General features: G+C 59.2%; 16 protein-coding genes and 1 tRNA gene. 9 read left to right on the plus strand and 8 right to left on the minus strand.

Going from position 1 to position 10835, the window contains the following annotated elements:
- Nucleotides 1–177: 177 nt before the first annotated feature.
- Nucleotides 178–654 carry a DUF6882 domain-containing protein gene (locus EN745_RS20070; protein ID WP_126054718.1) on the plus strand — a complete coding sequence of 159 codons (477 nt, stop codon included), beginning with the start codon at nucleotides 178–180 and terminating at the stop codon, nucleotides 652–654.
- A gap of 92 nt (nucleotides 655–746) precedes the next feature.
- Here EN745_RS20070 and EN745_RS20075 read toward each other — a convergent pair whose 3' ends face one another.
- Nucleotides 747–1202 (minus strand): BA14K family protein, encoded by a 456-nt coding sequence (locus tag EN745_RS20075; protein ID WP_126054717.1) that lies wholly within the window; start codon nucleotides 1200–1202, stop codon nucleotides 747–749.
- A gap of 296 nt (nucleotides 1203–1498) precedes the next feature.
- Between EN745_RS20075 and EN745_RS20080 the strand changes: the two genes are divergently transcribed.
- The 4 genes from EN745_RS20080 to EN745_RS20095 all read left to right on the plus strand — a co-directional run bounded on the left by EN745_RS20080 (nucleotide 1499) and on the right by EN745_RS20095 (nucleotide 3155).
- Nucleotides 1499–1574 (plus strand) — tRNA-Lys (locus tag EN745_RS20080).
- A 101-nt stretch (nucleotides 1575–1675) separates the two neighbouring features.
- The gene (locus tag EN745_RS20085; RefSeq protein ID WP_127422075.1) at nucleotides 1676–2182 is read left to right on the plus strand and encodes a hypothetical protein; all 507 of its coding nucleotides are present in this window, start codon (nucleotides 1676–1678) and stop codon (nucleotides 2180–2182) included.
- Between the two features lie 6 nt (nucleotides 2183–2188).
- The gene (locus EN745_RS20090) at nucleotides 2189–2575 is read left to right on the plus strand and encodes a hypothetical protein (protein ID WP_127422076.1); all 387 of its coding nucleotides are present in this window, start codon (nucleotides 2189–2191) and stop codon (nucleotides 2573–2575) included.
- A gap of 46 nt (nucleotides 2576–2621) precedes the next feature.
- Nucleotides 2622–3155, plus strand: coding sequence for a hypothetical protein (locus EN745_RS20095; protein WP_127422077.1), 534 nt, complete (start codon nucleotides 2622–2624; stop codon nucleotides 3153–3155).
- Between the two features lie 741 nt (nucleotides 3156–3896).
- Here the strand turns inward: EN745_RS20095 and EN745_RS20100 are convergent.
- From EN745_RS20100 to EN745_RS20115, 3 genes are all read right to left on the minus strand, one after another.
- A complete protein-coding gene (locus tag EN745_RS20100; protein WP_245487776.1) occupies nucleotides 3897–4082 on the minus strand; it encodes a hypothetical protein in 186 nt (61 codons plus the stop codon).
- Between the two features lie 559 nt (nucleotides 4083–4641).
- Nucleotides 4642–4872: a hypothetical protein gene (locus tag EN745_RS36220; protein WP_189363098.1), complete on the minus strand. Its 231-nt coding sequence runs from the start codon at nucleotides 4870–4872 to the stop codon at nucleotides 4642–4644.
- A 544-nt stretch (nucleotides 4873–5416) separates the two neighbouring features.
- Nucleotides 5417–5590: a hypothetical protein gene (locus tag EN745_RS20115; RefSeq protein WP_348630970.1), complete on the minus strand. Its 174-nt coding sequence runs from the start codon at nucleotides 5588–5590 to the stop codon at nucleotides 5417–5419.
- Between the two features lie 431 nt (nucleotides 5591–6021).
- Here EN745_RS20115 and EN745_RS20120 point away from each other — a divergent pair, with 431 nt between their 5' ends.
- Entirely contained in the window at nucleotides 6022–6321 is a 300-nt protein-coding gene (locus EN745_RS20120) for a hypothetical protein (RefSeq protein WP_127422079.1), read from the plus strand.
- Between the two features lie 329 nt (nucleotides 6322–6650).
- A complete protein-coding gene (locus tag EN745_RS20125) occupies nucleotides 6651–7376 on the plus strand; it encodes an excalibur calcium-binding domain-containing protein (RefSeq protein ID WP_245482409.1) in 726 nt (241 codons plus the stop codon).
- 82 nt (nucleotides 7377–7458) lie between these two features.
- Here the strand turns inward: EN745_RS20125 and EN745_RS20130 are convergent, their stop codons facing one another.
- Nucleotides 7459–8661: a tetratricopeptide repeat protein gene (locus EN745_RS20130; RefSeq protein ID WP_189363099.1), complete on the minus strand. Its 1203-nt coding sequence runs from the start codon at nucleotides 8659–8661 to the stop codon at nucleotides 7459–7461.
- Nucleotides 8662–8734: 73 nt separating this feature from the next.
- Between EN745_RS20130 and EN745_RS20135 the strand changes: the two genes are divergently transcribed.
- Both EN745_RS20135 and EN745_RS20140 read left to right on the plus strand, forming a co-directional pair.
- A complete protein-coding gene (locus EN745_RS20135; RefSeq protein ID WP_126054710.1) occupies nucleotides 8735–8947 on the plus strand; it encodes a helix-turn-helix transcriptional regulator in 213 nt (70 codons plus the stop codon).
- A 64-nt stretch (nucleotides 8948–9011) separates the two neighbouring features.
- Entirely contained in the window at nucleotides 9012–9398 is a 387-nt protein-coding gene (locus EN745_RS20140; protein ID WP_127422081.1) for a hypothetical protein, read from the plus strand.
- A gap of 23 nt (nucleotides 9399–9421) precedes the next feature.
- Here EN745_RS20140 and EN745_RS20145 read toward each other — a convergent pair whose 3' ends face one another.
- From EN745_RS20145 to EN745_RS36225, 3 genes are all read right to left on the minus strand, one after another.
- Nucleotides 9422–9703 carry a hypothetical protein gene (locus EN745_RS20145; RefSeq protein WP_127422082.1) on the minus strand — a complete coding sequence of 94 codons (282 nt, stop codon included), beginning with the start codon at nucleotides 9701–9703 and terminating at the stop codon, nucleotides 9422–9424.
- A gap of 31 nt (nucleotides 9704–9734) precedes the next feature.
- Complete coding sequence (locus tag EN745_RS20150; protein WP_127422083.1) at nucleotides 9735–9965, minus strand: hypothetical protein; 231 nt, start codon at nucleotides 9963–9965, stop codon at nucleotides 9735–9737.
- Nucleotides 9966–9982: 17 nt separating this feature from the next.
- On the minus strand, nucleotides 9983–10835 hold an 853-nt coding region (locus EN745_RS36225), incomplete at its 5' end, for a hypothetical protein (protein ID WP_189363100.1).

The raw sequence follows: 10835 nt of genomic DNA on the forward strand, positions 1-10835 counted from the left end.
GGCGGGTGTGTGGCCGAAGGCAAAGGAGTTCGCCAAGACCTGGGCGCTCGACCGCCGCTTCAAGCCGAAGATGGACACTGCGGCACGCACCGCCAAGCTGGCGGGCTGGCGTGACGCTGTGCGCAGGACGCTGAGCGTGCCATAAATCGGCAGCGAGATCGGCTGGGTGAGGGGTGAATGAATCCAGATTGGTATACTGGCTGGCGCGAAGAGGCTTTCGATCAGCTGAAAGCCAAGAACGACCGCCTGCAGAAGGATTTCCGCCTCGGCAGCTGGCCGCGCTACGACTACGATCTGAAGGCACGAAAGCTCCTGTTCTCGGAGCAAGGCGTTATCAAGGTCGTCGCCGAGATCCAGATTGCGGGCAGTACGAGCGCCAAAGCTGACAACTGGCTGTGGGCCTGGGCAAATTCAAACCTGCCCGGCGAACTCCTCGAAGACGCCAAGCGGGTTCGGTCCTTCGGCGAGGAAAAAGGCATCGATGAGCTGGCTCAGGCCTATGTGCTCGACACGAACAATGACCTGGAGGCGCTCGGCTGGGGGCTGAGCGGGGCAATGGTTCGCATCTGCGATGCACTCGGCGCTTACCGCTCCCCACGCGGTGAAGGCGGAGGCCTGTATCTGATCTTCAAGACCATCGGCTGGGCCAGTTGATCCGCGGATCGCTTCCTTGACCGGGATGTCGCGAAAGGCCCGTGCCGTTGCCGGCACGGGCCTCCGCAGCCTCCCGTGTTCCGATGATCAGGTCAGTAGGGCGAATAGCACTGCTGACGCGGGCCGTTGTACGGCTGGAACGTGTTGTCCCAGGCGCGGTAGGAGCGGTAGCGGTCGTAGCACCATTGGACATGGGCATCGCCACCGCGATAGACACGGTTCTGGTTGTTGATGATGGCACCGGTAATCAACGCGCCCGTGGCGAAGGCCGCCAGCGGGAACCAGAAGTCGCCGTGACGGCGATAGCCGCGACGATATTCGCGATAACCGCGATGGCCATTCCAGTACACGACACCGTCCCGGCGCGAGAATTCGCGATTGAGCGCGCGGTGTCTCCTCCAGTCCCGGTACTGCACAGTCTGGACGTCCGAAGACAGCCCCTGGCCCAGCGGTACATAATTTGGCTGGGCATTGACTGGCACAATGTCCGCCGCCACGAAAGACGCCGACAGCGCGGCCGCCAGCAGGCTGGATGCGATCCTGTTCATCGCTCTTCTCCTCGAAGGGTTGTTGACGTCCCTTGTGTCCGAAAAAACGGGCGACATAGGCAATTGTTCCCAGGTTCCCGTTCAGATTGCAGAATGCGCCTTGACGGTGGTGGCGTTTTACGGAGGCAAGCCCTTCGCCCCTCTCATGCGCTATGCCGCGCATGCCCGCATGGCCACAATGCCGCGCCGAACACAGCGAAAATCCAGCCTGGAGGCCATGTTTTTCCGGTTGACCCGTCGCGGCACTCTCCCTATGTTCCGCGCAATTTCGAGGGCGGCCTTAATCGAGCCCGCGGGAGCGCGTAGCTCAGCCGGTAGAGCAACTGACTTTTAATCAGTAGGTCATGGGTTCGAATCCCATCGCGCTCACCAAAAACTCAAGTAAATCACTTAGTTGCGAGAGGTGAGTGCTGGCTTTCGTTGTCCGCTCGATTTCATGTCCGTGGAGTGTCCGCAATCGGAGGGGGGATCAATTGAATTACGAGTGGGTCAACAACTTGGACTGGATCAACGTCGCAGCGCTCGCCGCCACGGTGTTTGCCCTGGGGCTTTCGCTTCATTTCTGGAGGCGCCAGTTTCGTCCACTGGTCACTGCCATGGTCAAGACGCACAAGGGTGACAACACCGGCATTTATTACGACCTCGTGGTGCTAAACTCGGGATCGATCCCGGCCCGGTATGTTTGGTTCGAGGTGGCCGACGCCGCAGCCCTGCAGGCCGCCTTCGGGAAAAACCCCGCAAAAAAGGACCAGTGGCTATACTGCTTCGCCAGAAAGGACCTAATCCCTGTCCTGCATAATGGGACTCACGTTTCGTGCTCTTTCGGGATGACCCAGGGCCCTGACAGCGGATTCTGGAAAAACTTGGCCGAATTCCCGATCCGCATCCATTACAAGGGCTGGTTCGGCAAAAGCTATACCGAAGAGATGAAACTGCGAATTGTCGACAGCGACACGTTCACCGGCTTCATGTGGGAGTGACCAGCAATGAATTCTCTGAACGACAGCTACGAAGTGATCGGCCGCATCCTCGCAAAGCTGATCCTGAACGGACTGAGACGGCAGCGGCTCGAACCCAATCACGTCATGGAGAACGTCGATAGCGACGCTACGCACCATTTTGTCGACGTGATGGAATGGCTTCGTAACGAGGGGTTGGTCACTAGTCAGGCGCAGTATACCGACGGCAGCTATTTCGGCGCACAACTGACAGCGAAAGGGATCGCCGCCGTCGAGCGAGGCTCGTTCGACGGTTCGACGTCGATCCGCGAAACGGTCGAGGCAAAGCCGGGCGGCCTGACGTCCGACAGCTACGGCAAGATCGGGTCGTTGATCGGGGGCCTGATCGGCGGCTTTGCACAGTCAGCCCAATGACCTTTGCTCTCAACGCGAGGCACGTCTTCGGAGACCGATCCAACAAATGTCGACCACCGGTTCTACAATTCCGCTGCCGTCAGACCTCATGTTGGTCGAGGTAGGTCGAATTCTGGCGCTGTGGTCTTACGTGGAACAGCAGTTCGACTTGTTGGTACTCAAAGAAGTAGCATTCGAAGGTGTGACATCGGGTAAGATCGATGATCGCGTTTCCAAAATCATGACGACCCCTGTGGATGTGAAGATGCGGGCGGTTCGTAAGGTTCTGTCGAAAGGAAATTCAAAGCTCGGCCTCACCAACAGCATGGTCGAGGCGACGTTTCAGAAGATGTCGAAACTGAAGGAAATTCGCGATCTGCTCGGGCATGGCAGGATGAATTTTTCAATATCGTCAGACAACACGATCGCGGGTGATAGACTGAGCGTATTCCACCTGCGGTTTAGGGACAGGCTGCCAATGCGATTTTGGAACCACCCACAGCCCGGCTCGCTTTATCGAGGTGACACAGGATTTCGCGGGCCGGGCCGTGTCCCAGAAGCTGGGCTCCAAGGGCAAGGTAAGAATGCAGTCTTTTGTTAGCACGCACAACAGGGCCAAAGGTCGGGGCCGGAGCACCCAACCGAAGTCTCTGTCGCCGGCAATGGCGGTTAAAATGGGCAGAAGGGATACGGCGGACAAGATCCTATGCTGCACGGCCCTAGTGAACTGCAGTGCTGGTAATTGTCGTCGCATGAATTTACGTAGCACGCGGCCGGTCCGGGGCACCTGAGGCACAAACGTCGCAATGGACCAACCGGATTGGAAATAGCCGAATTTTCCGATTCCGAGACATTTGGCTTAATGGGGTCTGCCGAGTAGGCAGACGCCGAGTACATCGACAACACGACCAAGGAACTTGCTGCCAGAATTCTGGCAGAGCGCAACATTTTGTTCATGTTTCCCCTTCCCTCTTTTCCGCTCTCCAGAAAATCAAACAAAGCGCGTGGTGGCAATAGACCGGCCAGGGCGTATCGCACCATTGCGCGAGCGCCGCCGATCGCCAATCGCTTGCCAAGGGCTTACGCGATCACGCCATAGCCTTTCGAGGTAGTTTAGCCGAATTGTTGCGGCGGCCCCCTGGGAGCTGCCAGGCCGGCGCACGTCCTCAGGCATTCTCCCCAACGAGAGGCGCCGGTCACCTTAGCCCGCCGCGCGGGTGTGGGGGCACACCCAGCGGCGGGTTATCGGTCTCTCTTTGTGGGCCGGCGCGGCGGGTTCGTGTTCGGCTTGGCGTGTGTCTCGCAAGGCTTCACTACCGACTGCCAGCGGCGCCCGGATCGATCAAACGGGGTTCTTGCCGTCCTTACGGACGATCGATAGCTTCGGCGCCTTGGCTTCCCGGATGATCTTGGCGGCTTCCTGTATGGTGATGCCGACCTTGCGCGCGTAATAGGCTGCTTCCGCAAGCTCGCCCTCTTTTGGCTCTTCAATCGCCTGCTTGGCCTTACGTTTCGCTTTCTTTCCCATGCGCCGAATCATAGCACATTACCCATAGAAAAACCCGCCGCTGATTGAGGGGTTGGACGGCAGATTTCTCTTGACCCAGAAAGAGGAATGGTGACGCCCGTTCCACGTCCAATATTAGCAAGCGCTTGACGAAGGCATCAGCTGCGCCAGACTCCTCTCATGGCGAAGGGCAGCATCAAGGTCGGCGATGAAGTCGCGATCACACCGCGACCGTGCGCAGGCGCGTGACAGAGGATCGGTTCAGCGTCTCGATCCCGAGCTACAACCACCCTCATTCGATCGTTGACAAAACGACCAAGGTCAAGCGAGGCCAGCGATGAGGACAGCGTCACGATAGGCGGCCGAGCCTGGGGATAACTGTCAGCCTCGATGTTGTACGGCTGGTGACGAGTTATGTCGCGCCGAAGCGGAAGTCGCCGCTGGTGGACAAGGCGACATGAGCCATTGAAGAAGGTCAGGGAAGTCACAGCGTGTTGCAGACAATTTGAATAAATTAGCAGATGCTAATGAGCGGTGCTATAATGCGCAGTCAGCCGGCAAACCTACCCCGTTTTGCTGGTTAGGCCTGGCGGCCGCCCCCCACATCCACGACCGCTGGGCCGCCAGCCTTGACCCGGACCCCGCATTGAGGACGGCAATGCCATGGCATCGCCACAGCGGCATATTTGATCCCGCTGATCTGGACTTGCTCCAGCGGGTGTTCAACCAACTGTGCGACGAGCGCCGCCTTGCCAAGAAAGATAGGGAACAGAGGGAAGCTCTCGCAGATGAGGTCCTCGACCTTTTCCAAAATGGGATCACGGACGAAACGAAGTTATGGCAAGCGCTTTCGAAGCGACGTAGCGCTTGAACCAAATAGGCCTTCCGCCAGAGGGAGATGGCGGAAGGCCTATTGGTTTGGGAGCGGCTACATTCCTGAGAAATCGACCGCTACAGCAAACAATGCACGAGGGGGGTGAGGAGTTCCAGACAGTCTAAGCATTCGCAACTGCAGGCGCTGCTCTGCCTGGGGGGCAGCCCGTAACCGCGGGAACATTGGGCGTCGTCAGAAGTTGGAATCCCAGTCAGCCTAGGGAACGCCCCGATGCCAGAGTATTTTGTTGAACAAATGACGGGTGAGACAGTTACTACATGGCGAGTTGTGAGGGCCGAGACACCGGGAGAGGCAGCTCGCGAAGGTACTGGATGTGATGTCAAAGCGCGAGCAGCCGAATACATTTGGGTCAGGGTGACTGACGAGGATTTGGGCGAGGTCTATGAGTTCAGCATGGGTCAACCGCATCCGAACGCTCAATCCGCGACGCCGGCCTCGCGATGAAGGACCGCGTCAAAGATCACCTCATAGACGCTCCCGATTTCTTCCGCTCCGTGCTGTCGATCCCGATTGCCTTGGCGTCTGCAAAAAGCTGTTGGGTCAATTCAGCCACCGAGATGATGTCGGCGCCGACCGTCTCCGAGATGTTGTTGGAAATCCATTTGTGGAGGAAGTTGATGCCGCGCGTACTCATCTCAATGCCGCCCTTTCAGGAATCGGGCCTCGCGAAACAGCGAATCCCAATCTGTTCCAATCAGATCGATCAGACGCCTGGCCTCTTCCTCCCCGATGCCAGTCTCCCTCGTAAGTCGCTCTGCCAACAGTTTTAGATGGGCTTTGCGATCATCCCCATTGTCGGTGGTCGGGCACATGGGTTTCCTCCAATGAAGAGGAACCGCTGAAGGTGGCTTTTGTTTCGAGCCAAGGTTTTGGAACGGTCCCGACTCGCTTGATATGCAAGTAGAAGCCCGTCGCTGGGAGGACTTGGCGACGGGCTTTTCTGGGACCCAGAAGCGGACATGACCGCTGCCATCTATAAGCTTAGAAGGCGAATGTAGGTTCCGTCTCCGTTCGTAAATATTAGCAACTGCTTGACTAAGCCGCCGACCGCCCCAGACTCCTTGCATGGGCAAGGGCAGGATCAAGGTCGGCGATGAAGTCGCGATCACGGCGACCGTGCGCCGGCGCGTGACAGAAGACCGCGTCAGCGTCTCGATCCCATCCTACGGCTTCCCCCATTCGACCGTCGACAGAACGTCGAAGGTGAAGAAAGGCCAGCCCATCGAATTGATCGGCGACGTCACCCATATCGACGGTGAGTGGGTGACGGTCAATCTCGGGGTGTCGGTTACGGTGAATGCAGATACGCTCCGGCTCTACAAGCCGCCGACCCGGAAGATGCCGCTCCTGGACAAAGCGACATGACGTAGCTATCCGATCTCGGGCCGCCGATCATCGGCCGGCGCCACGGCAAGGAGTTGCGGCCAGGCGGTTGACTGGCGCGAACTGCGGCAAGTGATCTGGCATGAACAGCCGGGCCAGAGGCCACTAGAAATGGACGCCTAGAAACCAAGTATTGCCCGAAATTGAGACTTCTCTAGACCTCCGTCGCATTTGGGAGCATTCTCTCCCGCGGGGGAAAGGGCTTGGACAAGTCTCGCTACGATAATCGATCTGGTCAATGGCGCAAACGCACCGGCGCGAAGCGCTCGCGCGCCCTGCGGTGGGCGAGCGTGCCGCGACGGCTGGTCTTCGTGACCGTCGGCGCGGCAGGTGCTTTGGCCGCGCTGACCGCCATGAAGCACGCCGACAGCTTGCATGAGATCAGCCTGCAAAATTTGATCACGCCTAAGCAACCGGAGCCGATCACAGGCGTCGCCTCCGTCATCGACGGCGACACGATCGAAGTCCACGGGCAGCGGATACGCTTCAACGGCATCGACGCACCGGAGAGCAAGCAGTATTGCGACGATGCAAAGGGCTTCGAATATCCTTGCGGCCGGCGATCGGCGGAAGCGCTGGATGCGTTCCTGGCCGCATCGAGGCCGGTGCAGTGCACGTTCGTGAGCTGGGATCGCTATCACCGCTTCGTCGGGGACTGCCGGCGCGCCGACGGCGTCAGCGTGGCGGCGTGGATGGTCGAGCATGGCCAAGCGCTCGACTGGCCGCTCTACAGCCTTGGCTCCTACGCACCACAGCAGGCGAAGGCGCAGGCGGCGAAAATCGGTCTTTGGGTCGGCAACTTCGAACCGCCTTGGGACTGGCGCGCTTCGCACACTGACGGCGCGGCGCCGTCGGGCCGGCCGCTCGGCATCGTCAGCCGCAAGCTGGTCGCACAGAGCGGCTATTCGTGCGAGCGGCGGCGGACGTGCAAGGAGATCAGTTCGTGTGACGAGGCCCAATGGTATCTGCAGAACTGCTCTTGGGGCGGGAAACTGGATCGCGACGGCGATGGCGTAGCGTGCGAGACGTCATGCTAGCCAGGACCGACACGCTGAGCTTCCTTTCGAATGAGACCACCGGAACATCGATCGGTCAAAATCTCACAAACACAAGCAGCGCTCATTGAAGAGATGATGCCCCGCATTGTTGGTAGTGTGTGCTCAAGCACATGTCTGTGGCGTTCTTGGCACGATCTATTTCATCCTGGGACATCAGCTCGACCAAGCCAAGGCGGGTTAGGTCGGCCTCTTTTGCAGAGACCTCAACAAGCTCTTTTCTATATATTTGACTGGCCAGAGTGAGCCACATATACGCAAGCTTGGTGTCTCTTTCGGTAAGCTTGCCGCTTGCATAACTCTCGCCCAGCGCCTTCATTGCCGCTGGATCACCTTTGCCCGCAGCATGGCTGTACAATGTGAACGCTCGACCTTGATCCTGTCGGACACCATCTCCCGCTGCTAGCATGTCCGCCAGCGCAATCATCGCGCTGACTTCCGACTGGGCAGCTGCTTTTTCGAACCATTTCGCCGCCTCGGCCTTGTCGGCGGTCACTCCTCGACCTTCGTAAAGTATTGACCCAAACCTCGACTGAGCCGGCGGATAACCTAATGATGCCGCCCTAAGAAATAATTCTGCAGCCTTTCGGTCATTCGGTAGAAAATCCATCAACCCTGGCACCTTCTTCGAAGGGATGCCATCCGGTACTCCGGCGGCGTATAACAAACCCAGCTCATTTTGGGCAGCTGGTAAGCCTTCATCAGCAAGTCGGGTAAGATGATCCGAAACTTCATTCTTATTGCCGAGAGCCAAGGCAGCTTGCACTTTTCTGCGGTCGGTGTCTTCGCGCCAGCGCGCGGCTCTGGCAGTGGCTGTCGCCACGTTCTCGGCACCCATCTGATCCCTCAGCATGCTGTATGCTAGCCCGTCTTGGGCTCTAGCTATTATCAGCCATTTCAAGGCCTCCACGTAATCTACCGGCAGGCCTGGCTCTCCTGACGCATATGCAGCCCCGAGCAGGAATTCTGCTTCGCGATAATCCTGATCAGCTGCAGCACGCAACAGCGCCAATCCAGCGGGCGCATCCCTCTGAACACCCTGACCTGAGAGAAGCATCTTGGCGAGATAAGTTTCTGCACGGGCATCGCCGGACGTCGCTAGCGGTCTGATAATGGACAGCGCCCCCACGAAATTTCCTTGCCGATAAAGGGTCACGGCACGATCGAGATTGCGCGGCCCTTCGTCCACCTGCTCAGCGGATAACGCAGTGGACGCAAAGAACGTCAGCACCACGAACTGGCATGCGAGATTCTTTAGTGCAGACATGACAGCCCCCTCACCATTGTATGGTGCACTATAATGCGTCGCATTAAAGTGCACAATTCGCCACGCATGCCGTATGGACATGCGTCAGCTCGTTGCGAAGAACGTGAAGCGTTGCCGCATCGCGGCTAACCTCACGCAGCATGAGGTCGCCGATCGAATGGGCGTAGACCGTGCCTACGTAAGCGGATTGGAGATGGGAAAAAGGAACCCAACGGTCATCACGCTCTGGCAGATCGCAGAGGCAATAGGCGTAAGGCCGATGGATTTATTGTCGGAGGAAGAATAGGCGTGCGAAACGCTCTGCCGACGAAGAGCCACCGGTATCGCTCGACAGGCTACAGGAGGGCAGAATGCTTAAAAGGATACTTGAGAAAGTTGCTATACGTCACAACAAGGCTGCCGTATTGGCCAAATTTCAGTTGGATATGGGGGTTCTTCAGCCGTCTTGGGAGAGACTTAAGGAATTCGATCTCGATAGAGGTGTTAAGATTCAAGGGATAGAAGCAAAGTGCGATTTATGGCACTTCGTTTTCGAGACATACGCTTTCGTGATGATCATGGATACCAGCCCACAATCGCCCCACGAGAGCAACAGTCGTGCTCGCATAAGAGGCCAACTGGGTCGAAAACTCGACGAACCAGATTTTGGGCCGCTGTCAGATCGGTTTTGGCACCGCCAGCTTGACGCGCTCAGAACGATGATGCCGGAGCTTGCCACACTATTTCCCGAAGGGTGACCGTCACGAGCAAGTTAAAGCCGTCAGCGACCTCTTGGGCTGCGCACAGGCGGTTTTGTCAGCGGTGGCATGAAAGGCAGCAGCGTCCGGACCATCTGCTCGACTGGCGTCACCGTTCTCAGCGAGCGCCAGTCGAAGCGGGCACCGGGATCGCCGCTGTCGAACTGGGTCTGGCTGCCGCCGTTCCGCAGCTGAATGGCGTCGTCAAGGACGACGCCATTGGCGCCCACCGGGCGGCCAAACTGGGTGGCATACGTGCCGATGATGGTGACGGCCGGGAACCCCCTTTTCGTGATGACGGCCATCGTGGTCGAACTCCGGATCAGACGAAGCACGTCATGTGTTGGGGCCGATCGCCAGCGCGTTGAGCTGTTGCAGGGTGAGGTTCTGGTTGCCGTTCGGTGGCGGCACCTTGGCCTTGCTTGCCGGCCAAGCCAGCTCGGCGGCGCGCGCTGCTTCGTGGGCGGCTCTGATGGCGTAGGTGCGGTCGGCGGGTTCGCCGCTCTGGCGGGCGAGCGTGGCGAGGTCGCCGTTGAAGATGTTAAAGCGGTTCGTTGCGTTGGGCATTGGTCGGTTTCCTTCTGTTAGTCGCCGAAACGGGAGATGTCGTCTTGCACCCAAGACGGCAGCGGTTGCGATGGCGGCAGGGCTCGGGGCGACGGCGCGACGGTCATCTCGGAGTGGACGCTAATCTTTTGACCGCCGGCCCACGGATCGACATGGGCGATAAGCTTCTGGTGGGCCTCTTGGCGCCGCAGGCGCTCAGCAGTGGTCGGGCTGGCGGTGTGGGCTTCGATGGTCAAGACCGCCTCACGGCCGGCCTTGTCGAGGATGTCGTCGACTTCGGCGGCGCCGACAGCCATGGCGTGCGCATTGGCGACGCGCCGGCCGTAGGCGCTGTCGCTCTCGCCCTTGCGGGTGATTTTGAGCGTCTTGGCCAGTGTTTCGAAGAGCCGGGCGTTGTGCTCGGCGTCGGTCTCGCCTTCGGCCTGCCTGCAGGGCAGGTTTTCGGCGAGGTGCGCGAACAGACGCAGGCCGTAGGCGGCGTCGTCCTCGTCGTCGCGGCGCTCGACGTAGAGCGCCTTAGCCCGTTCAATGCGCGGCCGGTCGTGGCGAAGGTTCCGCTGGTCGCGATCGTCACCACGGATGCGGCCTTCGGCGTGCTGCTGGAGCGTCTGGAACAGGCGCGCATGCCACTGCTCGTCGGTCTCGCCGTAACGCTCGGGCAGCTTGACCGAGCTGGCGAGCGCCTTGGGGGCGATTTCGCGATTGACGGCGCGCCGGATCAGCTCGGGGACGTCGTGGGCCAGATCGGGCCGGTCGCGCTGGATGGCGTTGAGGGCCGCACCTTCGAGGGTCTGTTTGTGCTCGTCGAGGTCGGCTTTCAGAGTGGCGATCTTAGCCACGGCAATGGCAAGCTCTTCGAGGGTGCTGGCG

The sequence above is a fragment of the Mesorhizobium sp. M4A.F.Ca.ET.022.05.2.1 genome (assembly GCF_003998845.1).
Taxonomy (GTDB): domain Bacteria; phylum Pseudomonadota; class Alphaproteobacteria; order Rhizobiales; family Rhizobiaceae; genus Mesorhizobium.

What these genes read in the sequence shown, in the direction of transcription:
- EN745_RS20070 (WP_126054718.1), top strand. Translation starts at nt 178, where the DNA reads ATGAATCCAGATTGGTATACTGGCTGGCGCGAAGAGGCTTTCGATCAG.
- EN745_RS20075 (WP_126054717.1), bottom strand. Translation starts at nt 1,202, where the DNA reads ATGAACAGGATCGCATCCAGCCTGCTGGCGGCCGCGCTGTCGGCGTCT.
- EN745_RS20090 (WP_127422076.1), top strand. Translation starts at nt 2,189, where the DNA reads ATGAATTCTCTGAACGACAGCTACGAAGTGATCGGCCGCATCCTCGCA.
- EN745_RS20095 (WP_127422077.1), top strand. Translation starts at nt 2,622, where the DNA reads ATGTCGACCACCGGTTCTACAATTCCGCTGCCGTCAGACCTCATGTTG.
- EN745_RS20100 (WP_245487776.1), bottom strand. Translation starts at nt 4,082, where the DNA reads ATGGGAAAGAAAGCGAAACGTAAGGCCAAGCAGGCGATTGAAGAGCCA.
- EN745_RS20115 (WP_348630970.1), bottom strand. Translation starts at nt 5,590, where the DNA reads ATGAGTACGCGCGGCATCAACTTCCTCCACAAATGGATTTCCAACAAC.
- EN745_RS20120 (WP_127422079.1), top strand. Translation starts at nt 6,022, where the DNA reads ATGGGCAAGGGCAGGATCAAGGTCGGCGATGAAGTCGCGATCACGGCG.
- EN745_RS20130 (WP_189363099.1), bottom strand. Translation starts at nt 8,661, where the DNA reads ATGTCTGCACTAAAGAATCTCGCATGCCAGTTCGTGGTGCTGACGTTC.
- EN745_RS20135 (WP_126054710.1), top strand. Translation starts at nt 8,735, where the DNA reads ATGGACATGCGTCAGCTCGTTGCGAAGAACGTGAAGCGTTGCCGCATC.
- EN745_RS20140 (WP_127422081.1), top strand. Translation starts at nt 9,012, where the DNA reads ATGCTTAAAAGGATACTTGAGAAAGTTGCTATACGTCACAACAAGGCT.
- EN745_RS20145 (WP_127422082.1), bottom strand. Translation starts at nt 9,703, where the DNA reads ATGGCCGTCATCACGAAAAGGGGGTTCCCGGCCGTCACCATCATCGGC.
- EN745_RS20150 (WP_127422083.1), bottom strand. Translation starts at nt 9,965, where the DNA reads ATGCCCAACGCAACGAACCGCTTTAACATCTTCAACGGCGACCTCGCC.